Origin of the sequence: Agathobaculum massiliense, assembly GCF_900291975.1 — a bacterium.
In the GTDB taxonomy this organism is placed as follows: Bacteria; Bacillota; Clostridia; order Oscillospirales; family Butyricicoccaceae; genus Agathobaculum; species Agathobaculum ammoniilyticum.
Genome location: NZ_OMPN01000001.1, coordinates 2267887 through 2290727, shown reverse-complemented (window position 1 = coordinate 2290727; position 22841 = coordinate 2267887). Strand labels below are relative to the sequence as shown.

The 22841-nt window shown below is 50.7% G+C and carries 18 protein-coding genes and 1 pseudogene; 3 read left to right on the top strand and 16 right to left on the bottom strand.

The window, feature by feature from the left end; translation table 11 throughout:
- Positions 1-65 precede the first annotated feature (65 nt).
- Positions 66-1227 (bottom strand): annotated as a pseudogene (locus DBQ51_RS11730) (IS110 family RNA-guided transposase).
- 491 nt (positions 1228-1718) lie between these two features.
- On the opposite strand from DBQ51_RS11730, the gene DBQ51_RS11725 reads away from it, so the two are divergent.
- Positions 1719-4373 carry a cation-translocating P-type ATPase gene (locus DBQ51_RS11725; protein WP_107631647.1) on the top strand — a complete coding sequence of 885 codons (2655 nt, stop codon included), beginning with the start codon at positions 1719-1721 and terminating at the stop codon, positions 4371-4373.
- A 102-nt stretch (positions 4374-4475) separates the two neighbouring features.
- Positions 4476-4763 (top strand): IS66 family transposase, encoded by a 288-nt coding sequence (locus DBQ51_RS11720; protein WP_107631646.1) that lies wholly within the window; start codon positions 4476-4478, stop codon positions 4761-4763.
- A gap of 708 nt (positions 4764-5471) precedes the next feature.
- On the opposite strand, the gene DBQ51_RS11715 is transcribed toward DBQ51_RS11720, so the two are convergent.
- From DBQ51_RS11715 to DBQ51_RS11645, 15 genes are all read right to left on the bottom strand, one after another.
- On the bottom strand, positions 5472-6746 hold the full coding sequence (locus tag DBQ51_RS11715; RefSeq protein ID WP_107631645.1) for an L-cysteine desulfidase family protein: 1275 nt from the start codon (positions 6744-6746) through the stop codon (positions 5472-5474).
- 21 nt (positions 6747-6767) lie between these two features.
- Positions 6768-7613: a nitroreductase family protein gene (locus tag DBQ51_RS11710; protein WP_054328219.1), complete on the bottom strand. Its 846-nt coding sequence runs from the start codon at positions 7611-7613 to the stop codon at positions 6768-6770.
- On the bottom strand, positions 7610-8788 hold the full coding sequence (locus tag DBQ51_RS11705; RefSeq protein ID WP_054328218.1) for a M20 metallopeptidase family protein: 1179 nt from the start codon (positions 8786-8788) through the stop codon (positions 7610-7612). Before DBQ51_RS11705 ends, DBQ51_RS11710 begins: the two co-directional genes overlap by 4 nt.
- A 14-nt stretch (positions 8789-8802) precedes the next feature.
- Positions 8803-9546, bottom strand: coding sequence for an SDR family NAD(P)-dependent oxidoreductase (locus tag DBQ51_RS11700; RefSeq protein ID WP_107631644.1), 744 nt, complete (start codon positions 9544-9546; stop codon positions 8803-8805).
- A gap of 78 nt (positions 9547-9624) precedes the next feature.
- The gene (locus DBQ51_RS11695; protein ID WP_054328216.1) at positions 9625-10887 is read right to left on the bottom strand and encodes an Nramp family divalent metal transporter; all 1263 of its coding nucleotides are present in this window, start codon (positions 10885-10887) and stop codon (positions 9625-9627) included.
- Between the two features lie 46 nt (positions 10888-10933).
- Positions 10934-11242 carry a 2Fe-2S iron-sulfur cluster-binding protein gene (locus DBQ51_RS11690; protein ID WP_082397373.1) on the bottom strand — a complete coding sequence of 103 codons (309 nt, stop codon included), beginning with the start codon at positions 11240-11242 and terminating at the stop codon, positions 10934-10936.
- Positions 11243-11258: 16 nt separating this feature from the next.
- A complete protein-coding gene (locus tag DBQ51_RS11685) occupies positions 11259-13067 on the bottom strand; it encodes an FAD-dependent oxidoreductase (RefSeq protein ID WP_107631643.1) in 1809 nt (602 codons plus the stop codon).
- 11 nt (positions 13068-13078) lie between these two features.
- Positions 13079-13804 (bottom strand): L-2-amino-thiazoline-4-carboxylic acid hydrolase, encoded by a 726-nt coding sequence (locus DBQ51_RS11680; RefSeq protein WP_107631642.1) that lies wholly within the window; start codon positions 13802-13804, stop codon positions 13079-13081.
- A gap of 36 nt (positions 13805-13840) precedes the next feature.
- Positions 13841-14290, bottom strand: coding sequence for a MarR family transcriptional regulator (locus DBQ51_RS11675; protein ID WP_054328213.1), 450 nt, complete (start codon positions 14288-14290; stop codon positions 13841-13843).
- A gap of 271 nt (positions 14291-14561) precedes the next feature.
- Positions 14562-16706: a methyl-accepting chemotaxis protein gene (locus DBQ51_RS11670; protein ID WP_242977915.1), complete on the bottom strand. Its 2145-nt coding sequence runs from the start codon at positions 16704-16706 to the stop codon at positions 14562-14564.
- A 160-nt stretch (positions 16707-16866) separates the two neighbouring features.
- The gene (locus DBQ51_RS11665) at positions 16867-18153 is read right to left on the bottom strand and encodes a TRAP transporter large permease (protein ID WP_107631641.1); all 1287 of its coding nucleotides are present in this window, start codon (positions 18151-18153) and stop codon (positions 16867-16869) included.
- 2 nt (positions 18154-18155) lie between these two features.
- Positions 18156-18653: a TRAP transporter small permease gene (locus DBQ51_RS11660; RefSeq protein ID WP_054328211.1), complete on the bottom strand. Its 498-nt coding sequence runs from the start codon at positions 18651-18653 to the stop codon at positions 18156-18158.
- 35 nt (positions 18654-18688) lie between these two features.
- Positions 18689-19744, bottom strand: coding sequence for a C4-dicarboxylate TRAP transporter substrate-binding protein (locus DBQ51_RS11655; RefSeq protein ID WP_107631640.1), 1056 nt, complete (start codon positions 19742-19744; stop codon positions 18689-18691).
- A 31-nt stretch (positions 19745-19775) separates the two neighbouring features.
- Complete coding sequence (locus tag DBQ51_RS11650; protein WP_107631639.1) at positions 19776-20804, bottom strand: zinc-binding alcohol dehydrogenase family protein; 1029 nt, start codon at positions 20802-20804, stop codon at positions 19776-19778.
- 34 nt (positions 20805-20838) lie between these two features.
- Positions 20839-21933: a mandelate racemase/muconate lactonizing enzyme family protein gene (locus DBQ51_RS11645; RefSeq protein WP_054328208.1), complete on the bottom strand. Its 1095-nt coding sequence runs from the start codon at positions 21931-21933 to the stop codon at positions 20839-20841.
- Positions 21934-22142: 209 nt separating this feature from the next.
- Here DBQ51_RS11645 and DBQ51_RS11640 point away from each other — a divergent pair, with 209 nt between their 5' ends.
- A complete protein-coding gene (locus DBQ51_RS11640; RefSeq protein ID WP_242977913.1) occupies positions 22143-22787 on the top strand; it encodes a GntR family transcriptional regulator in 645 nt (214 codons plus the stop codon).
- Positions 22788-22841: the final 54 nt, after the last annotated feature.

Here is a 22841-nt window from a genome sequence, read left to right as displayed (position 1 = left end):
GACACAGAAAACCAAGCCACCGGAAATTTTGACTCTGGCCCAGAATGGACAGGTTCAGGATAAGATCAGGCTTCGAGACTATCCAGATGCTTTTTCACAGTGGCGTAGTAAATGCGCAGGAATTTGTTGGCGGAGGCCATCATGTAAACACGATAGGGCTTTCCCTCAGCACGTTTCTTATCCATGAATTGGTACACCGGCTCATCGGCGGAGGAACGCTGGAAAATCACGCTCATCACCAGGAACAATGTTCTGCGCAGAGCGGAGGAACCCCGTTTGGAGATGCTGCGGCTACGGACTTCCATCTGGCCGGACTGGTATGGAGGGGCGTCGATGCCCGCGAAGGCCACCAACGCTTTCTTGGAGTGGAAACGGCGCACAGCGCCGATCTCCGCCATAAGCTGGAGCCGAGAGCCGGATCACAACACCGAACATCCCCATCACAATGGAGTACTCCGGCAGCGATGCCGCCAGAGACTGCATTTCTGAGCGCAGCCAGTGCAGTGGATACAGCCCAGAGTTGGAACACCGCCTGCTCTATCAGGAGCCTGGTCGTATTGGCCTTGGGCATGACACTGAAATGTCCACAGGCGGAGGTATAACTGTCCAGCGCCTTATCCTGGCTGAAGTTGTAACCGTGTTTGTTGCACCACCTCTGGTACTTGGCTGTAAAAGCCTTTTTGGTTAACCCACAGACACACTCACAATGCGGGAAAGCAGCTACAAAGCCTATCCATTTCTCGCTGCCATTCGCCCTGACAGGGCTGATAAACAGGCGGTTTGCATCAGGGAAAGCGGTGGCGAGCAAGGAAATCCGGTTGTTTTTGAGCATGGTCTGCACCTTGGCACATTGCTGGTACTGTCGGTATGTGGTTTTCAGCATGAGCCGTATCTCATCCTCTGGGATGTACTGGGCATCGCCAGCCAGTGGTCAAGACCGTAATTGGCCAGCTTGATCGCGTCTTTCTTGTCGGTCTTGGCCCGCCGTAGACTGTTACTCCCGTAGCCATGCATCAGCATGGCGTTCACCACGGAACCGTAAAACTCGGAATGGTAAAGGAGGCTGGCAACCGGCAAATGGCAGTTCCCCGCAGTCTCCATCAGTATGCGATTTTCGCCGTCCAGTTCCCACAGCAGTTCGGACAGTTCGTACAACTCAACATCTGTGTGTCCCACCTCAAAGGGAGGGGGCACCATCTCTCACAAAGCCCGCATGACGGCGATCATGCTTTTGCCGGCAATATTGTAGTAGCGGCAAATAAAGCATCGGATTACAGGCAGAGGCAAAGGAAGATAATGAATGTTAGGCCATTGATTCTGTAAGCGCTGGCAGTGTCGGCATTTTAATATCCCCTGTGGTATTTTTAATTTCAAATCCTCTGAAAATTTCTTTGTGCGCTATATATTGAAATGTTTTATTTTCGAGGTGGAAAGTATTTACAGCAAATCATCAATTCAGCTCTTGACTTATTGAATATCCTCTTGTATACTTTTGAAAGATTGAAAAAAAGGATTGAAAGAACTATCATGGACGACGCCGACAGTAGCGACGCTGACCGAAGTAATATTTGCTGTAAACTGAATATCGTTAATATAGGCATAACCTGCGTCTAATCGTTAGATAGCAGGCTATGCCTTTTTGTATTTCTGTTTGCTGATCACCGCTGAAAGGCGGTCAGAATATCAATTTTATCAAAGAAAGGAGTGATTGATCCTTTATGGATCGACACAGGCAGACACCTTGGCACACACTGAAACTTACGGAGGTCTATCAGGCTCTACATACCTCCGAGAAGGGATTGGCTGATGCCGAGGCTGTCGAAAGGTTAAGAAAAAATGGGCGCAATGAGCTGTGCTCGAAACCGCCAAAAACAATCCCGCAAATGCTGAAAGCGCAAATCCTTGACCCGATGGTACTTATCCTCATCGGCGCGGCTGCTTTTTCCGCAATCTTACAGGAGTGGACGGAGGCGGCTGTAATCTTTACCATTGTTATTTTCAACGCCATCATCGGCATTGTGCAGGAAAAGAAAGCGCAATCCTCTCTGGAAGCACTGCGCAATATGAGCACCCCCACAGCCCGTGTATTACGTCAAGGCGAAGAGAGCGTCATTTCCGCCAGCGAACTGGTAGTGGGTGACATTGTAATACTTGGCGATGGAGATATGGTTCCGGCGGATCTGCGCTTGATTGATTCTGCAAACTTAAAGGTTCAGGAGGCTTCTTTGACAGGGGAGTCTGTACCCTCCGAGAAGGATGCGGAAAACATACTGCCAGAAGTCTGTCCCTTGGGGGACCGCAGCAATATGGCGTACGCCTCCTCCATTGTCACATACGGGCGAGCGGCTGGAGTTGTAGTAGCCACCGGCATGGATACTGAGGTGGGTAATATTGCCGGTCTGCTGGACAATCAGGACGATATGGATACGCCCTTAAAACGCAAGCTAAATGCGGTTGGTAAGACCTTGACTGTTGTTGGCCTAATTATCTGCACCCTGATTTTCGCTATCGGCACTTTTTATCACCGTCCGTTGATTCCACAGTTTCTTCTTGCAATTTCATTGGCGATTTCCATCATTCCAGAAGGCTTGCCTGCCACAGCTACTATTGTGATGGCTTTAGGCGTACAACGTATGGCGAAGCAAAATGCATTGATTCGCAAATTACCCGCAGTAGAAACTCTTGGCAACGCCACTGTCATTTGTTCTGATAAAACCGGTACTCTTACCCTCAATAAAATGACGGTAACTCATATTGCAGTCAACGGGGATTTTGAAACCGGCACAACCACTCCAGTTGAAAGTGTTGCAAAACAGCATCCCGAAGTATATAGGGAATTGGTTTATGCATCAGCGCTCTGCAACGATGCCAGTATTGACCCGGGCAGAAAGGGAGCGGTCATCGGCGACCCTACCGAAGGTGCGCTGATTTATATGGCGCGGGCATTCGGAATCGATCATGAAGAGCTTGAGGATAAATATCCTCGTGTATTTGAGCAACCGTTTGATTCAGAACGAAAAAGAATGACCACGGTTCACCGCATCAATGGAAAGTGGACCTCTTATACTAAGGGCGCAGTGGATGAAATGCTCCCACTATGCACACATATTCTCACATCAGAGGGTGTACGTTTTATTACAGAAGCCGATCGGGATAACATAGCAGGACTTTGTCTTTCCATGTCGAAAAATGCACTGCGTGTGCTTGGTTTTGCCATGCGAATACTCCCAATACTGCCGTCTGATGACGACGAAAGTGTAGAGTTTGACATGACCTTTATCGGCGTGGCCGGAATGATTGACCCCCCTCGCAAAGAGGTAGCCGACTCTGTGCGCATCTGCCGACGAGCAGGTATCCGAACAATTATGATCACCGGCGACCACAAGGCGACTGCTCTTACCATTGCAAAGGAATTAGATATTTACCGGAAAGGTAATACGGTCATATCCGTTGAGGATCTGGATGCGATGACGGATGATGAATTAGACGATGCGGTGAAAACAACAACTGTATTCGCCCGTGTATCCCCTTCGGATAAACTCCGTATCATCCAGAGTTTGAAACGCTCCGGTGAAGTAGTGGCTATGACAGGCGATGGCGTCAACGATTCTCCTGCCCTGAAAGCAGCAGATATAGGAGTAGCAATGGGTGTCACCGGCACAGACGTGGCAAAAGATGCCGCTGACATGATCTTGCTGGATGACAGCTTTACCACCATCGCTTGTGCCATCAAGGAAGGTCGTCGTGTTTACCGCAATATCCAAAAGGTGATTCAGTTCCTACTGGTCGGTAATATAGCGGAAATCCTGACTTTGTTTATTGCAACCCTGTTTAACTGGGCTGCACCGCTTCTGGCCGTACACATTTTGTGGGTAAACCTCGCCACAGCTACATTGCCTGCATTGGCACTGGGCATTGATCCGGCCAGCAAAAATATTATGAATCATAAGCCGGTAAAATCAGGCACTTTGTTTGAAAAAGATCTGGTGCGCCGTGTTATTACACAGGGTATCTTTGTGGCGGCTATGACCATCTGTGCTTACTGGATTGGTGCAAGCATAGGTAGTCATGTGACCGGCCAGACAATGGCTTTCTCTGTGCTGGCATTTTCACAGATGCTGCGAGCTTTTAACCAGCGCTCAAACACAGAGCCGATTTGGGTGCGAGACGAGGGAATCAATCCCTGGCTGATCCTTTCCTTTGTTGCCTCTGCAATTCTGATGGCGTGTATTCTATTTGTGCCTACGCTTCAAAGTTCGTTCCAACTGACCAGGTTGGATGGCACTCAATGGTTAATTGTGGCGTGCCTGTCCCTTATGTCAATTCTTCAAGTGGAAATTGCGAAAATAATAAAAAAAAGCAACCATAAATAAGCAAAAAGGCAGAGGAGGCGTCTCTGCTTTTCTTAGAACACCAATATTTTGTCTACAAACGCTTTCTAGGAATATAGGGTTGAGTCAACGGAAACGCCGAGCATGAAAAAGAAGAAGATTTCAGCCGTGATACTGAGCCGCTTTTCTTCGCCGGAAGCGATTGATCATATCATGGTGCAGAAGTTTGTAAGGGCATCCCCTCTTTATCGCCAAGAGCAGGATCCAAATAGTTCTAATATTAGTTTTTCGCGGCAAACCATGACCATCTGGATACTTCGCGCAACGGATGACCGGTGGGCACCAATCTGCGATGAAATGCACCGCAGACTTATGCAGGCGGAAGTCCTGTATGCGGATAAAACTACTCTTCAGATTCTGAAAAAAGACTAAAAAAGGAGCAAATTTCAGGAGTTCACACAAGAGCAGGATATTTCAATGATAACTTTGAATGGATACTTAACCATCCACAAGCAGACTCACTGGCATATCCCGCGGTGAAACATGGCGTTTTACTTGCCGCACTGATATCTGAAGAGGGCTATCCACACAATAATATTCCCCCCTGTATGGAGACCCTGTGCTGATGAAAATACCAGCCCTGCATCCATACGCCATACCAATCGCATGGGCTGCAGTCTCGCCACCTCAGGACGTATTTTAGATGTTCGATCTGCACGAGTTGCGAGCTTTGGCTCTGTATTCCTCACTCATCCACCAGACGGCAATAGATCTGCATCACTGTGTGACGATGTTTTCGAGTCAGCTTTCTGTCCCCTCCCAGCCTTTTGTCCATACAGTTCCTTTACGCTCAAGTTTTCCTGATATGCAATATTTCTGTACCGTCTGAAAACTTTATCCCGCCCTCCGTGATATTTCTCGCAGACTTAGTCTTTGATATAATCTACCTGAACCCTTCTTAATTTCCGCTACCGCCTTTAGTCTTCGCCAAACTAAGGGCACCTGTTTTTCTGGTGTTGATAACGTCTCTTTTTTCCCCGACCTATTTCAAACTTTTGCGCACCTTTTTTACCGACAATACTTACACATGGAAAAGACCGGAAGCGCAAGCATCCGGTCTTTTCCATATATCTGTTGTATTTATTTCCCCATCATAATATGGAGTATTTCAATGTCGGTTTCGTGCATACCCACGCGTCCTACACGTCCCATACTCTCTATTGTTTTCTCAACTGTATCTTTTACAATACCTTCTCCCGGTTGAAATACATGCCCCTTTTTGGCCATATCAAGGCCAAGCAGCGCACACTCTACCGCAGAGGCGATTTTTGTCGCACAGGAGGATTTCGCACCGTCACACACCATGCCGCCAATCGTTGCAATCGTATTTGTGATCGTCCACGATACCAGTTCATATGACCCACCAAGCATATAAGCAATCCCAGCCCCTGCTCCACAGGCTGCACTGACCGCTCCACAATAGGCGGATAGACTTCCAATATACTTTTTCTGATGGATTGCAATCAAATTAGCCGCCGCCAGAGAGCGGTACAGGCGCTCCTTACCAATACTATAGGCTTTGGCATATTCCACCAGCGGCATAGTAATTGTGATACCTTGGTTTCCGCTCCCAGAGTTAATTACTACTGGTAAGGGACATCCACTCATGCGTGCATCGCTACCCGCTGCCGCTGCCGCTTTCGCTCTCGTATGTAGGTCCGCTCTTCCCGTCTCCAGCAGCACACGGCCAGTTTGTGCACCATAGCTTCCTTTAAGCCCCTCTTGAGAAATCGCGGTGTTGCATTCCACCTGCCTTCCGATTATCTCCTCGATATCTGCAAATCGGACTGTGTCCGCAAACTCCAGAATATTTTTTACGGTAAGAAGCGATTTATCTCCGGCCTGTTCGCTATCTTGTTGAAGCGCTCCATCAGAAAATAAGATGTCACCGTCCTTGCAGATTTGCGTGATATGATTATGCCGGTCTTTTACTTCCACCGACGCCCAATGTCCCTCCGTATCAGTCAACCGGACTTCAACATATAGATTTTCTACCCCTTCGGCCAGTGTACAGGTGCAAAAACCCGCCCGCAGCAAAGCCTTTGTCCTTTCAATATGCTCTGGCCGCACGGATTCCAGCACCTGCAATTCACGCGATGCATCCCCACCTACGACACCCAGCACAGCCGCTACGTCTATCCCGCGCATCCCCCCTGAATTCGGGACCGTCACGCCCATCACGTTCTTGACAATATTTCCACTGCAGCGCACAACGCATTCTGCCGGCTCACTCCCCAGCGTTTCACGTGCCCGTGCTGCGGCATAGGCGATTGCGATTGGTTCGGTGCAGCCCAGCGCGACCATCAACTCGCTTTTCAATATCGCCAGGTAGTTGTCGTAAAGCTTACGCTCCATAGCGTCTTCCTCCAATATTTCTCATTCCCAGTGGAAAACTGCTTCCTCTACCGATATCCTCTGCGGCGGATATGGTGATTGGTCTGGGAATCCTACATCCACATAGGTCGTCATTCGAATCTCCTCCGGCAATCCCACATGTTCCCTGATGCGCTGTTTCATCTGCTCGCTTGTGAAAGTGAGCCAGCATCCGCCCAGCCCATAGGCATGTGCGGCAAGTACAAGATTCTGCCCTGCGGCCCCGGCATCCAAAAGCTGGTTGCTCTCTGGCATGACTGGATTGGCACGGTACACGCGCATATCCTGTAAAAGCACGATATGTACCGGCCCCCCTGGGATATCGCTTCCGCGGAACAGGCCTGGACAGTTTTCTTCACGAATTACAAGATACCGTATTGACTGCAAATTGCATGCATGTGCTGCCCACAACCCTGCTTTCAGCACCTTCTTAATCAACTCGTCCGGTACTTTTTCCTCACTCCATTCCCGCACCGAACGGCGCTCATACAGGACACGCTCAAATCCTTGCCGTGCCTCCTCAGATAGGGGAGCAGGCGCGTAAGGCGTCAAATCAAGGTTTCCTCCTTGTATCAATTCCTCAGCAAACGATAACAGCTTGGATGCAAATACATACTCAGGCAGAGTTTCAGGCAACCCTCTTTCCCGCCAGACTTCCATAAACAGTCGTGCGGTTTTTGGTTGATCCGCCGACAGCGTCCGTCCCCGGTATGCAGCCGCATACACCTGTATCTCCATGGTATGATGGCAGCGTTCTCGGAATCGGGCGCGAAATTCGGTTTCATCCATCGACAAAAGCTCTTCTTTGGTTTTATTGAACGCAGCCGAGAAGTTGATCTTATCACTCATTTCTGCACACTCCTTTTCATACCTGCATCCAAGCCGACCTGTGCCAGAACGGCCGCGCCGTTGACCAAGGCCTGTTCGTCGACATCAAAGCATTCATGATGATGGGGCCAGCATTTTCCTGTTTCCTCATTGCGTGCGCCAACGAATACATAACATCCCGGTATCCGCTCCAGGAACCATGCGAAATCCTCTCCACCTGTGGTTTCTTTCAAATGTGCAAGCGCGCTGTCGCCGAACAATGTTTTGACTGCTTTGCGCGCGATCTCGGTCGATGCCGCTTCATTGATCGTTGCAGGAGTGCAGCGGCGGTATTCAAAACGGCAGGTGGTTCCATAGGCCTGTGCGGTCGTGCAGGCGATTTGCTCCAGCCTCCGCTCCACTGCGTCGCGCACCGCTGGCTGGAACGATCTTACCGTTCCCGAAAGCTTAACCTCGTTGGCAATAATATTCGACGAGGTTCCACCGGCGATCGTTCCGATCGTCACGACGGCTGGCTCAAGCGGATCCACGGTACGGCTCACAACGGTCTGCAAGGCGTTTACAATTGCACAGGCGGCCACGATCGCATCGGCTGACTGGTGCGGCTGCGCACCATGTGCGCTTTTTCCTTCCACCGTCAGGTAAATGTTGTCCGCGCTCGCCATGCGGGGGCCAACCTCCGCCGAAATCATGCCGACCGGAAGGTCGATCCATACATGAGCCCCAAAAATCTGCTCGACATCTGCAAGCTGGGGTAACGTATACATCGCATGAGCCCCTTCTATTACCTCCTCTGCCGGCTGAAAGATTAACTTGATCGTGCCGCAAAGCTCATTTTCGTGCGCTTTCAAAATCCGTGCAGCCACCAAGAGCATGGCAACATGGCAATCGTGTCCACAGGCATGCATGACACCCTGATTTTCAGACGAATATTCTGCCTTTCCCTTTTCCGTAATTGGCAGCGCATCCATATCCGCACGAAGCCCTACCACTGGGCCAGACCGCTCGCCCCGCAGCACTGCGATCACACCCGTACCACACACCTTTTCATAAGGAATTCCCAGCTCATCCAGCTCGCGGCAGATGACGCCCTGTGTACGGGTTTCTTTCCAACTCAATTCTGGATGCCGGTGGATATCACGCCGCAGGCTAATCAGGCGTTCCTGATGCCGCCCAGCCTCTTCCAAAATATTCATACCATTTCTCCTGTTTACTGGGTAGTTATAAACTGTCCGCCGCCGCAAACCGCCAGCATATCGCCCGTGATAAACGAAGCACGGTCGGAGGCAAGGAATACCGCGCCATTCGCCACGTCCTCCGGCGTACACATCCGCTTCAGGATATAGCGGTTACGTGTTTTTTGCCTTTCCGCCTCCGGATCGGGAGCATTTTCATAGCGCATTTTTGTCATCGGCGTCTCTGTCAGGCCGGGCAGAATACCATTGACGCGCACCCTCGGTCCACAGTCGACTGCCAAGCAGCGGGTCAGCATCTCCACCGCCGCTTTGGACGGGCAATATGCAACCCGTTCCGGGATACATTTCACACCCAGCTCGGAGACGATATTGATAATTACCGCATACTCTGAGCAGCGTATCGCGTCGATCGCCGCTTTAGTCATGGTGTACACACCGAATACATTGATCTCAAACTGGCGTCGAAATTCTTCGACCGATGTATTATCGATTGTGCCAATCCCCGTCACACCTGCACAATTAACCAGAATATCGACATGCCCAAATTTCTCCTGACAACCCTTTACCACCGCGGCGGCCTGTACCTCGTCACAAATATTCGCTTTCTGGTAGGCAAAATTCTCATCTGTGATATCCGCACACGTCTCCAGACCACATCCATATACGAACGCACCCTCGTTCAGGTAAAATCGGGCTATCACCGCACCAATGCCGGAGCTGGCCCCTGTTACAATTGCTACCCGCTTTTCTAATTCCAAGCCTCATCTTCCTCTCTTTGTTCCAGATAAGGATATCCTCACAGGAGGGTCCTATGAGGATATCCCCAAAACACATTATTACAGGAAACGCGCGACATATGTCCAGGCAGAATATACATTAAAAGCCAGAATGATAATACCCATCAGCGTGGTATACCATTTGTTCTTATACTCACCTGCAAACTTTTTACTGCTCGTGAAGAATGTCAGGATGCAGATGATCACCAATCCACCCACATTCAGCAGGCCCATTACATTGACCAACAGGTTCATGGCATTGCCGCCCGAAAGGCCGCCGATCAGGCTAATAACAATACCGATCAGAATCAGCCGGCGGACCTTGATATCCGAGTTATCCTCACTGATATGGCACAATGAGTTAATGCAGTAAGACGCCAACGTGCTCATACCGCCGATTGTAGTAAAGACCGCGCCCCAGAAGCCGGCAACAAAAATATAAGTACCAAAGGAGCCTGCCAGCGGTTCGATCGCTTTCGCTGCGTCAAGAGCAGAATCCACCTGAATCCCCGCAGGATGCAGCACTGCTGCACCGGAGAGGAAGATACCAAGGCTGAAGATCGTAAACATGGTTGCAAAAACGATCTGGTCATATTTGATGAAGCCCAGCGCCGAGGGCTTATCCCATTTCTGATTTTTCACCGAGTACGAATACCAAAGCGCCGAGGTGCCTGGCGCAGAACCACCGATTATACCCGCGATAATGACGGCCTGCTCTACACCGGACGGCAGCTTGGGGATAATGCCGGTCGCAAGCTGTCCTGCATCCGGCCGGACAAAAAACACATTGATAAAGAATATAATTGCCATCAGGGTACACATGACCGATGCGATTTTTATAATCCGGTTATTTGAGCTGGCCACATACAAATACGCGATAATCAGGATAGTCACCACATACACGATGGATGCTGCCTGCTCGCCAAACATGATATCGTTTAAATGGCGCATTGTGGAACCCTGGCTATAAATAACCATATACCATGTACACAGCACAACGATGAACAGGATGGTAGAGGCTACCTTGCCGATTTTCCCCCGGATAAAGTCGAACACATTCTGTCCGGAGATCGCTGTTACTTTTGCGCCGATATACGCCACGCCGCCGCACATGATACCACTTAAAACAACCACCCACAACAAGTCATAACCAAACAAGGAGCCTGCCTGAATACAGGATGTTGCTGTGCCAGGTCCCATTGAAGTGGAGCAAATCATGGAAGCCGGTCCAACAAACGCCATGATATACAACAGCTTTTTAATCAGTCCGCCTTTTGGAAGTTGAAAGTCATCTACGTTTTTCTGCGGTGTCTGGTTCGCCATGCTACTTTCCTCCTTTAATACCCACTTAATCTTTTTGTGAAATGATCTATTTTGTCACCAAATCCCGTATTACGACACGCCCTGCAGCCGGTGCCAAATGGAGTTCCTGATATCCGGTTACCGGTGTAAGACAGGCAAGCCGTACCTTACCATTTACCGACAGCGTACACCGTCCGCAAATACCATGATCGCATACGCTGTGATGGTAATACGCCAGGGTCGAATCACAATGAAGCGAAATATGGTTAAGCAGCCCCATTACCGTCATACCCTCACAGGCTGAATTCTCGACTTCAAAGGTATCCGTCCGCCGCAGTCCGGTATCCGGATCATACCGGTCGATTAACACTTTCATTCGATACGCCCCTTTCTCATCGTTTATATTTCAGGGCGGGATCCAGGAAATATTCGATCACGTTTTCCCGTTTGCCCGTCGGCAGCGGCATGCGATCCACAATCGGCCTGCGTATTTCGGTTTTCATTTCGCCGCCCTCGTCATGGTGAACATATTTTATCAGATAATTATCATGATCCACCTGCGGATAATCCTTGCGGATGTGACATCCGCGGCTTTCCTTACGCTCGATTGCTGCCAAAATACCTGCCTTACAACAGGTCAGAAGATTCTGTGTCTGCAGTGCGCCGAGCCATTCCAGATTGTACGCTCTGCTCTGGCTGACCAGCGTTACGTTTTTCCACTCTGCCTCCAGTTCTTCTATGCGCCGCAGCGCCTTTTTCAGTCTTTCCTCACTGCGAATCAGCCCGAAGCCCTCATCACATGCTTTCTGTATTTCCTCATAGAGCGTCAAGGCGTTCATTCCGCCTCGATGTTCAAAAATACCAAATATTTTGTTTAAGCATTGTGCTGACTGTGCTTCATCCAGAGCATGGAGCTTGCTTTGCTCCGCATATGCCGCAGCATTCCGGCCCGCACGCATTCCTTGGCACATCATCTCCACAAGGCCATCCCCTACTCGGCAGGCTCCGAACACGCCGCTGCCTGCTTCTCCCGCGACGTACAGACCATCTACGCCTGTCTGCATCTGGTCGTCAATTTCAACGCCGCCCATGCAGTACTCCGCGCCAATACCAACCTCAATCGGTTCGTCTGCAAATAGCATCCGCTCGACCGTTGCCAGACTCTCACCCTTGTAGTACCCATGCCTGTGCCACCGGTCAAACCGGTCATAGAAAATCTTTAGTCCTGCCTCTTTCTCTTCGCGGCTATTGGCAGAATAGTCGTAGAAGAATCCCCCATTCGGCCCCGCCAATCCTTGATCCGCCGCATAACCGAAATAATAGGAGGTGACCAGTTTACTCAGCTTTCCTCCACGAGACAACTTAACGACCTCCTCCGGTATAGGCAACGGATCGCCGTTTTTGTCCCTGATCGTGTATTTGAGATTGCGCATGTTATACTCAAACACATAAGGATAGATCGAGCCTCTCATCTCCTGCGGCACCACCGCAGTCGGGAACGAAAGGATAAATTCCATATCTGTCAGCCGGGCGCCGGCCCTGTACGCCATTGCCGGCCCATCCCCAGTCATATCAGTCACGGTGTTGTTCATCGAAAACGGCATATAGCCGCCGGTTCCAATTACAACAGCCTTTGTGCGGAACAGAACCGCCTCGCCAGTATATATGTCTATACCAACTGCGCCGCAGACCGTTTTTTCATTTGTGAGCACTTCAACGATCATCATGTCTTCAAACGTCTGAATGCCTGCGGTTTCTTTCAACCCTTGTACCAATGCTTTGGTAAAGCTCAGTCCGGAGGCAATCCAGTTGGCTGGCGGACAGCAGAAGAAGTCCTGTCCCGCTCGCTCGGCCCATCCCAGATAATCTTTCATCACGATCGGCCCGTCGTCGACATACTGCCGCACCATATTTTGGTCTGCCAGATAAAATGATTCTTTCACAATACAGTCGAACAGTCGTTCCTTCGTAAAAGAGGGGTCAGCAAAATCCAGGTGCAGCAGGTTTTTGCCGCTCTCTCCATCCACACCAAAGCCGCCTCCGGCCATGATCGCATTGCCGCTCACTCCAATTTTCCCCTTGGAAACCAAGGCAACTCGCGCGCCAGCACGCGCAGCATAAACTGCAGCTGTGATGCCTGCACCAGAGCCGCCGACCGCAACGACATCAGTCTCTATAATACGCCCAAAATCCTGCAGCATAAAAACACTCCTCAGTCTCCGATGCCCTCATAAGCAGGCATCGCGTCATAATCAATATCCGCATACTCGAGCACCAAGTCATGCGCTGCCTTGCCGTATTCCTCTTTGTAGTCTTCCATTGCCAACGCAACGGCATTTTCTCCGTCTTTGCCAAATGCGGAGACAATCGCCTGCCGCATCGCACTATACAGATGGCCTACATGATATTCCCACGGCATTTTTGCTTTTCCGCCAATTTTGTTCCGTTTTTCTGCAAACGCCTCCATCCGTTCTGTCGACACACCGCAACCGTCAAAAATAAAATCGCAGAACTCATCCCCCAGTGTCCGGTTCGCCAGCAGCTTCAGTTCCATTCCGTTATAACCGCGTGCCAGCGCTGCGTCTACATCCTTGCAGTAATAGCTTCCGTACTCCAGCAGTCCACGCTTACTCCATTCGGTATACCACGGGCAGCAATGGTTTTCCATATGTACCTCCGGTGCATATTGCGGGAAACGAAGATCCATTTGCCCTGGGAAAGCCTCCCATTCGCCATAAACCAGATAGTTTTCCACATCGAGCGGATTTCCATCCGCCTGCGTGCGCAGCGCCATGCGGCGCCCCCGCTGCTCACCATAATGCCTTACACCAGCCGTTACCGCAGCCTTGCCCGCCTCTCCAAAAGCATCTATCGTCCGTTTTGCCAAATAGGCAAACAGCATTGCGTGATGGGATGCCGACGAAAGAATAACATCCATAGAAAAACCTCCCTTTTGAAAATCAAACACACTTCTTCATCCCAATGTTTGCATCTGTTCCAGATAAAGCTGCAGAAAGTGCAATATTTCCTCCCCCTTTTCTTTTGATACCGCTTCCCCATACTGTTCCATCACGCGATCCATCGCCTCATGGTAGCGCTTATGCCCTTCATACGCCTGTACTCCAAGCTCTGTCAGATGGAAGTATACTTCCTTTTGATTACTTACATATTTGTAGCGGCGCAGTAGTCCAATTTTCTCGAGCTTTCCAACGCTTTTGGACACAGCACCTTTCGTCAATCCCAGCTGATTAGAGAGCTCCGTCAGATTGAGCGCTCGGGTCGCCGCAATGCATTCTATCGCATGAATCTCGGACGGATACAACTCCACCCCTGGGCAGTATTCATGTTTAGAGCGCTGCAAATTGGTATAGCAGTTAAAGAGGCGAACCATAATTGTTTCTGTTTCCTGGTAAAAGTTTTCCACATTTCCACCTCTTTTTGTTTCCTGTTAAACAAAATATAACACCACCCGCTTGATCTGTCAATCTCTTTTCTATCCTATTATATTTTTCATATATTATGACAACTTTTCATTTGTTTATTTGTGATAAAGTAACATATTTCGTTTTATTTTTGTATATGCATATTCTTATTTATTATTTATTTTTTCTCAAGAAATTTTTTCAGGAGGCGTACCCTCTCACATCACACAAAAAATACCACAGGCCATATGCCTGTGGTATTTTCCTTCCTATTCATCGTTCTCCCTGATCACGCAGTTTAAACCTGTCGATCAGTCCTTTCAGCATCTGCGCCTGCCCCGACAATTCCTCACTTGCCGCAGCCGATTGCTCTGCAGTTGCGGAATTAGTCTGCACAACACTGGATATCTGGTCAATCCCCTGCTGGATCTGCACGATCGAATCACTCTGCTTCTCCACAGCTACAGCCACCTCATCCATACCAGATACCGCGCTTCCTGCAGAGTCCAGCACACGGGAGACGGCTTCCGTCACACTCTGCATTATTTCTACGCCATCATCTACCGCGCAAATCGATCTTTCCACCAGCTCCTTTGTCGCTTTTGCCGCTTGGTCGGATTTGGAAGCAAGGTTCCGCACTTCGTCTGCAACGACTGCAAAGCCTTTCCCTGCCGAACCAGCGCGTGCGGCTTCCACCGCCGCGTTCAGGGCAAGTATATTCGTCTGGAATGCAATGTTTTCAATTGTGGCGATAATCTTCCCGATTTCCTGTGAAGCTTCGGATATATTCTGCATAGCTTCGCTCATTTTCGCAATGGATTCATTGCTCAACTTCAGTTCCTCGCCTGCATGATCGACCGCATCCTTAGCCTTCAGCGCCATGGCAGCCGTATGCCGACTACCATTCGAAATATCGTCGATCGTGGCAGACAGCTCCTGTACCGCGCTCGCCTGTTCGGTTGCTCCCTGCGCAAGCGCCTGTGCGCCGTTGGATACCTGCGCAGAACCAGCCGCCACCTGATCGGCCGCTCCATTAATGCGGTTCAACGTATCGCTCAGCGTACGGTTAATCTGCCGTACCGCCAGCAAAATGCTTTGGTACGCGCCTACATAGTGTGCTTCTTCCCGTGTGTGAATACGGAAATTGCCGGCGCTCATCTCATTCAGAAGATAATTGATGTCCCCAATGATTGCTTTCAGACTTTCCACCATATCCTGAAAGGCTTTTGACAGGCTTCCTATCTCATCCTGAGATGATGCATCAAGGTGGATATCCAGATCGCCTTCGGCAATCCCTCTTGCGGCCTGAACCACATGCTGCACCGGTGCCAGCATACGTTTCAGCACCATGGTAACCGTCAGCAGGATCAATACGAGCGCCAGTGCGGAAAGAAGGAGAAGAAGCATGGTGGTACTACGGACAGCCCGCTGTGCATCTGACGTATACAGTCCGGTCGAGGACCACCATGTTTCGCCCCCTACTTTAACAGGGCAATAGAACACCGTCGTTTCTGTACCGTCCGGACGTTCTTTCTCCATCGAGAACGCAGTCTGTGCGGCCATACGATCGGACAATTCCTGCTTTTGCTTCTCATCCACCGTAAAATCCGTCACAATATTTTTGCCCACATCATCCAGCGTCTCACTGTCCCAGACAATGCTGCCGCTGCCGTTGCATATCGTTACCCACATTGAGGAATAGTTATCGCTCGATGTTTTAGTTTCCGCAAAAGCATTGAGGTCCACGCTGGCTATTACCGTACCCAGCACCTTATTGTTATGCAGGATCGGCGTTCCATAGGATACGACCAGCCCCTCCCCATACGAATATGGCTGTGAAATATAGGATCGTTTTTCCTGCACTGGTATCATGTAGGAAGCTTCCTTCGCATAATCTTCATAAGACTGATAGGGGGTAAACGAAGAATCCACGGTATTGGTATCAATATAAAAGCCATAATCCCGTATATCGCTTTCAAACGCATACGGTTCAAACATAACGCCAACACCGATGATGCCATTGTTCTCTTTTACCAGATTGCGCGCCGTTTGCACAATAAACTGCTCCGCACTGTGCGAGATAGGCGTCAGGTTTTTCCCGCTATACAATTCACTCTGAAACAACGCCGCCGCTTCCGGTGATTGCGGCACGGTATTTTCCTCCGGCTTCTGCACCGCTTTTTCAAAGGCGTCCTCCATATAGTTCTGCATTCCCTGCGCCGCATTTTCTACCGAATTGAAAATATTCTGAACTGCTTCTCCGTTTGCTTCTGCCAATGAGGACAGTTCGCCAGAAATCCCTTTTTGAATAGCCGACTGCGTCGTAAAGACCGTTACCGCTACCAGCGCCCCCAAAGCAACAAAAAGTGCCATGCCAATCCAGATTGCCAGCTTGGACGCCAGCTTCAGTTTTTTCAATATGTTCTCCCCCTATCAAGATATATAGATAATATCGTCAATTTGTCAAAAAAGTTTAGTTTTCTTAATCGGCCTTTGAGCAAAAAAGCAAAGCGGCCGTATCATTGAAATACGGCCGCTTTGCGGATATGAAAAAAGTTGTAACAAGCGAACTATCCAATCAATAAATCAGGTTTACCAAGCCGGTCGAGAAAACTGGAACAAAGGTCAAGGCGAGCAAGCATCCGGCCAGCAACAGATAAAACGGCACTGCCTCCTTGATAAAATCCTTTGTTTTACATTCTGTGACGCCGCAGGCTACGAACATCAGCGTTCCCATCGGCGGCGTAAACGCGCCGATCGCATTGGCGAAAATAAATACCATCGCAAAATGGATGGGATCCAGCCCATACGCTGCCGCTGCAGGCGCGAACAACGGAACCAGGACAATCATGCTGGCATTGCCCTCGACAAACATGCCTACAATAATCAGGAATACATCCACCGCAACCAAGAAAACCCACTTATTGTCGATCACATTGATCATCCACTCGGTAAATTGCTGAGGGATCATCTCCTTGGTCAGAATCCATGAGAACGTGGACGCGGCGGCAACGATCAGCATGATAGAAGATGTCGTCGTCAACGTTTCCTGAAGCCCCTGTGCAAATTGCTTTGCGCTCAGGTCATGGTAAAGGATGCCCAGCAGAAGCGAATACGCGATAGCCACCGCACCGGCCTCAGTCGCGGTGAAAATGCCCAGACGCACGCCGCCGATAATAATGATAGGCAGGCACAGCGGCAAAATCGCAGGTTTGGAAGAAGACCAGAACATATCGCCGGTCATTTTCGTGGTGCGGAGCGGCAGGTACTTACGCTTCCTCGAGATCAGGGATACCATGAACATCATCGTAATGCACAGCAACAAACCGGGTCCGATTCCGGCGACGAACAGCTTACCGATCGATACGTTGGCAATACAGCCGTACAGGATCAGGCCGATTCCGGGCGGGATCAGCGGGGTGATCATAGAAGACGCTGCGGTCACAACCGTGGAGAAAGACTTGCTGATCCCTTTTTTCTCCATTTCTGGGACAAGCATTTTCGCCTCCATTGCGGCATCAGCCAGCGCGGATCCGGACAGTCCGCCCATCAGCGTGGAGAGCAGGATATTGACCTGGCTTAGACCGCCGTACATGCGGCCGGTCAGTACCGAGCAGAAATCCATGATGCGCTTGGTGACACCCGTATAGTTCATCAGGACACCCGCGCATACAAAGAACGGGATCGCCAAAAGAGTAACGCTTTCCGCGCCCGTGATCGCCTGCTGCGCGAACACGGCCGAGTTAATGCCCGGGCTCATGACGAAATACACGATTGACGCACCCAAAACCGATGCAAACACCGGTACTTTCATAAATAAAAGAACAAGCAGCGCAATGACCATCATAACGACAGGAGTATTCATGATTATGCTTCCTCCTTTTCGTTTTGAGCCGGGGTAAGGAATACTTTCTTTACGGTTTCATAAGTATAGCTGATCAGCATGAGGATGATGGATACCGGCGCTACTCCGTAAATCACGGAATAGGGCGCCATCAAAATCGGCGTTTTGCGACCCGTGCGGGCCAGTACGCTGATAAATTCCAGGCTGCGGAAGAAGAAATAAATCAGGATCGCATACATCAGGATCATGATCAGCACTTCTATCACACGCTGCACCTTTTGCGGAAATGCATCCACCAATATTTCGATCGCGACATGGCTCTTGGTGTGGAACGCGACGGGCGCGGCCAGGAAGGTGATCCATACCATGCACGCAACCTGCACTTCTTCCTCCCAGGTAAACGGACTGTTGAACAAATACCGCGCAAGCACGCCGAAAAATGTACATGCAATCAGGATTACTAGGATCGCCGCAGCCAATACAGCCTCCACCTTGACCAGTGCGTCCAGCACTTTTTTCATTATATTGCCCTCCTGCTTCTGTGCGATCCAAAGGTTTATTTGCCCATTGCCGCTTGTACCGTGTCGTACAGGCCTTCGCTCCAGCCAAAGGTGTCGCCCATTTCATAGAAGGGCTGCGCGGCTTCTTTCCACTCGGCAAGCTGGTCGTCGGTCAGTTCGGTGATCTCGACGCCTGCGTCCACCAGCATCTGACGGTATTCCTCATCAGCCTGCTCCTGCAGTTCGTTGTTATAAAGGCCGGCTTCCTCGGCAGTGCTGTAGAGCAGCTCCTGCTGCTCCGCAGAGAGCGTGTTCAGGAAATCCGTTCCAATGCACCAGGTCGTAAAGTTCTTGATATGGCCGGTCATCAGGATGTACTTGGCGACCTCCTGGAAGCTCTGGCCGTACAGCGTGCTGAGCGGGTTCTCAACGCCATCGAGCGTGCCATTCTGAAGCGAGGTGTACACATCGCCCAGCGCCATCGGCACCGCGGTGGCACCCAACGCATTGAAACCCTCCACATAGATCTGGCTGCTCGCCAGACGGATCTTCTTGCCCTTGATATCAGCAGGCGTCACCACCTTGCTCTTGGTCATCAGCTCACGCTCACCATAGATCCAGTTGGACGCAAGGATGGTCAAGCCTTTTTCCTTCAGCTTTTCACATTCGTCCGCATACCAGTCGCTGTCCAGCAGGGTCCAGACATCCTCCCAGGTATCGAAGAAGAACGGGCCGTACAGGATGCCCATATCCGGCAGGCCGTAATCTGCGTAGAACGCGCCATCGGCAATGGTGATGATGTTTTCGCCCATTACCATCTGGTCGATCAGCTCACTCTTACTGCCGAGCGCGCTGTTTGCGAACAGCTCCAGCTTCATGGTACCGCCGCTCTGCTCCTCTACCAACTCGGCCCACTTTTCCACCGCCTGGCCGATCGGCTCTTCATTGGTGTTTTCAAAGCCCACCTGAATCGTAACCGGAGACGCCGCATTCGCGGCGCCCGCGCTACCCGTGCCATCCGCAGTGTCCGTGTTTGGGGTGCTGCTGGAGCAAGCCGTTAACGATCCAAGGCACATCGCCAAGGCAAGCAAAGCTGCAAAACGTCTTTTCATAGGTAATTCCTCACTTTCTTTTCCTCTTGGTTTATTCTCTTCTAAAATCAAATTCCGCTTTCACGATTTCTGCGGAATGTTGATCCATGTCCTGAAATGCGGCACCGGCGTCTGCGATCGGGTAGGCGCGGGAAATCAGCTTGGTCAAATCGACAAAGCCGTCCTTTACCAGCTTCATGGTCGCGGCAAAATCCGCTTTTGTCGCGCCGCGGCTCCCGAACACATTAAGCTCCTTGCGCTGCAGCTCCAAAAAATTGAAATCGGCGTTATGCTTCGCGACACCGATGACCACCATCCGCCCCTGGCTTGCCGCAGCTTCCACACAGCCCAAGAAGGTCGACGGGGCTCCAACCGCTTCAATGGTGACGTCAAAGCCGTCGCCGTTTGTGATCTTCTGCACATACGCCCGTAGGGCGTCGGGGCTGTCGTTCACGAAGCTCCCGCTGAAACCGAACTCGCGCTCTGCCAATTCGAGCTTATCCTTTGCAATATCCGTGATGTGGACCTCTGCCCCAAAGCTCCGCGCGGCCACGCCGGCCAAAATACCAATCGCACCCGCACCGATCACCAGTACCTTATCGCCTGGCTGTACGTCCGCGCGGCTCACACCGTGATAGCTGATGCAAAACGGCTCGATCAGCGCAAGAGACTCCGGCGCGATCCCCTGCCCGTCATACAGGCGTTCTACCGGCATGGTAAAGTATTCGCTGAATGCGCCTTCACGCTGCACACCCATTGTCTGGTTATTAACGCAGCAGTTTACAAAGCCGCGGCGGCAGCTATAGCATTTGCCGCAATTGAAATAGGGATTGCCCGTCACGACCATGCCCGGCCGGATACCATACGGATTATCCTCAACCGCAACGACCTCAGCCGCGAACTCATGCCCAATCGTGCGTGGATAGCTGACATAGGCAGACGCACCCCGAAACGAGGCCAGGTCACTCCCGCACACGCCGCCGACCAGCATTTTCAAAAGCGCCTCTCCTTTTGCCGCTTCTGGGCGCTCCTGTTCATCCGTTACTGCCTTCCCGGGCTCGGTGATTACAATGGCTTTCAAGTAAATCGACCTCTTTTCAATCAAAGCATAGGGGTTACTTTACTTCTGTCATGAATTGGGGCAGGAAACGGAAGCCCCAGCCGTCCCCCTCACGCTGCAGGGCAAAGCCGTTTTGAATGGTCATCGGCTCGTCAATAATGGCGTCGATCCAGTCAAAGCTCTCCGCACCATAGGGGTTGGAGACCGTAGCCAGCAGCGGCACATCATAGTCCTTGTAGTAGTGCGGCAGCACCGGAATGTTGTAGGCGTTGGCGAGCGCCGCGCTGTCCCGCCAGGCTTCTACGCCGCCCAGGCGGATCAGGTCCGGCTGCCAAAGGTCAAGCGCGCGCCGGCCGATCAGCTCGCGCAGCGCCACGGTACTGTATTCCCGCTCTCCCATGGCAAGGCTGATATGCGTTTTCGCGTGAATGGTCGCGTAGCCCTCAAAATCCGTGTTGACGACCGGCTCCTCGAACCAGAAGATACCGATGTCCTCCACCAGGCTGATCAGCTTGATCGCACTGGGTACGTCCATCCCCTGATTCGCGTCCATCATGATCTTCAGTTCGGGACCCACCGCTTCGCGGACCAGATGCAGGCGACGGATATCACGTTCCATATCCGGACTGCCAACTTTGATCTTGACGGCAGTAAAGCCTCGCTTCTTATAGTCCACAACCTCTTCGACCAGCTCCTCATCGCTATAACTGAGCCAGCCGCCGCTGCCGTATACCGGAATGGGCTTCCTGTGACAGCCAAACATGCGGTAGATCGGCTGTTTGTTCATACGGCTCCAAACGTCCCACAAGGCGACATTGAGCGTGGCCAGCGCCCAGCGCTGTAGGCCGACGATGCCGAAATACTCGCTCTCGATCTCGTAATCTTTCTGTATCTGCGCGGTTTCATATACGCGGTAGTCGCGCTCCAAAACAAAGCGTCTCAGGTCTTTCAGCGCACCCTCAATAGCATTGGGGCTGTAATGGAAGCTTAACAGGTAGCCCTGACCGATTTCTCCGCTGGCGCTCTCTACCTCCAGCACATAGAACGCGATCTTGCTGATGTCGTGCGTCGCATCCGCGATCGGCTTACTGATTCTGCTGACCGCCTGGTAAATATGTATGTCCTTGATAAGAGTTTTCGAAGCATCCATAGATAGATATTCCTTTCTGATCTTAGAGTGAATAATGGCCTTATTGATATATCACATATATTATAAAACAGAAATAAATATATTTCAACCGTAAAATATCAAATTAACCACTTGCTTTTTTACCAAAGTTTTTGTATGATAATTGTAAGTTCTGTCAGAAGACTGGGGCAGCGCTTCCGACGGTAAAAAATAGGAAAAGGGGTATTTTTGTGTCGGGAAAACGAGCGAAATCTATGGTTGCCGAGGCGCATAGATATCTTTATGAAAAAATCGTTTCCTGTCAATATTTGCCGGGACAGGCGATCAACGAAAAGGAGCTGTTGGATGAGACTGGCTTTGGCCGGACGCCTCTGCGCGAAGCGCTTCTGGCATTACAAAAGGAAGGCCTGGTGGAGATTTTCCCGCGCAAGGGGATGCGGATCGCCCCCTATACCGAAAAGTCAGTCGTCGAGCTGTATCAGGCACGGAAGCTTATGGAACCAAACATAACAACCGAATATAAAACGCTTTATTCCAAAGACAAGCTGCTGGATTTTCAAACACAGTTCCAGCACTCCGACACGCTGACCGACCTAGCACGGTTCAACCTAGATGCTGATTTCCACTCTTACCTGATAGCTATTACGGGCAACTCCATATTGATCAATATGTACCAGTCCCTCATGGTGCAGCAGGTGCGTCTGGGCATGTATGCCGTGACCCGATCATCGGCCACCCGCTCGGACGATTTGAAGCAGCACGTCGCCATCATCGACGCGTTGCTGCGCGAAAACGAGGAGGATGTGCGTGACGCGATCATCGTACACATCAATCACTCCATGATTCGCTCACTGAACGCGATTCGGGACACATGAAAACAGAAAAGGACGGGGAGCATATCCAAATATGCTTCCCGTCCTTTTTGTCCA

What these genes read in the sequence shown, in the direction of transcription:
- DBQ51_RS11690 (WP_082397373.1), bottom strand. Translation starts at nt 11,242, where the DNA reads ATGAAAGTGTTAATCGACCGGTATGATCCGGATACCGGACTGCGGCGG.
- DBQ51_RS11685 (WP_107631643.1), bottom strand. Translation starts at nt 13,067, where the DNA reads ATGCTGCAGGATTTTGGGCGTATTATAGAGACTGATGTCGTTGCGGTC.
- DBQ51_RS11680 (WP_107631642.1), bottom strand. Translation starts at nt 13,804, where the DNA reads ATGGATGTTATTCTTTCGTCGGCATCCCATCACGCAATGCTGTTTGCC.
- DBQ51_RS11655 (WP_107631640.1), bottom strand. Translation starts at nt 19,744, where the DNA reads ATGAAAAGACGTTTTGCAGCTTTGCTTGCCTTGGCGATGTGCCTTGGA.
- DBQ51_RS11645 (WP_054328208.1), bottom strand. Translation starts at nt 21,933, where the DNA reads ATGGATGCTTCGAAAACTCTTATCAAGGACATACATATTTACCAGGCG.
- DBQ51_RS11695 (WP_054328216.1), bottom strand. Translation starts at nt 10,887, where the DNA reads ATGGCGAACCAGACACCGCAGAAAAACGTAGATGACTTTCAACTTCCA.
- DBQ51_RS11715 (WP_107631645.1), bottom strand. Translation starts at nt 6,746, where the DNA reads ATGGAGCGTAAGCTTTACGACAACTACCTGGCGATATTGAAAAGCGAG.
- DBQ51_RS11720 (WP_107631646.1), top strand. Translation starts at nt 4,476, where the DNA reads ATGAAAAAGAAGAAGATTTCAGCCGTGATACTGAGCCGCTTTTCTTCG.
- DBQ51_RS11705 (WP_054328218.1), bottom strand. Translation starts at nt 8,788, where the DNA reads ATGAATATTTTGGAAGAGGCTGGGCGGCATCAGGAACGCCTGATTAGC.
- DBQ51_RS11710 (WP_054328219.1), bottom strand. Translation starts at nt 7,613, where the DNA reads ATGAGTGATAAGATCAACTTCTCGGCTGCGTTCAATAAAACCAAAGAA.
- DBQ51_RS11665 (WP_107631641.1), bottom strand. Translation starts at nt 18,153, where the DNA reads ATGAATACTCCTGTCGTTATGATGGTCATTGCGCTGCTTGTTCTTTTA.
- DBQ51_RS11725 (WP_107631647.1), top strand. Translation starts at nt 1,719, where the DNA reads ATGGATCGACACAGGCAGACACCTTGGCACACACTGAAACTTACGGAG.
- DBQ51_RS11660 (WP_054328211.1), bottom strand. Translation starts at nt 18,653, where the DNA reads ATGAAAAAAGTGCTGGACGCACTGGTCAAGGTGGAGGCTGTATTGGCT.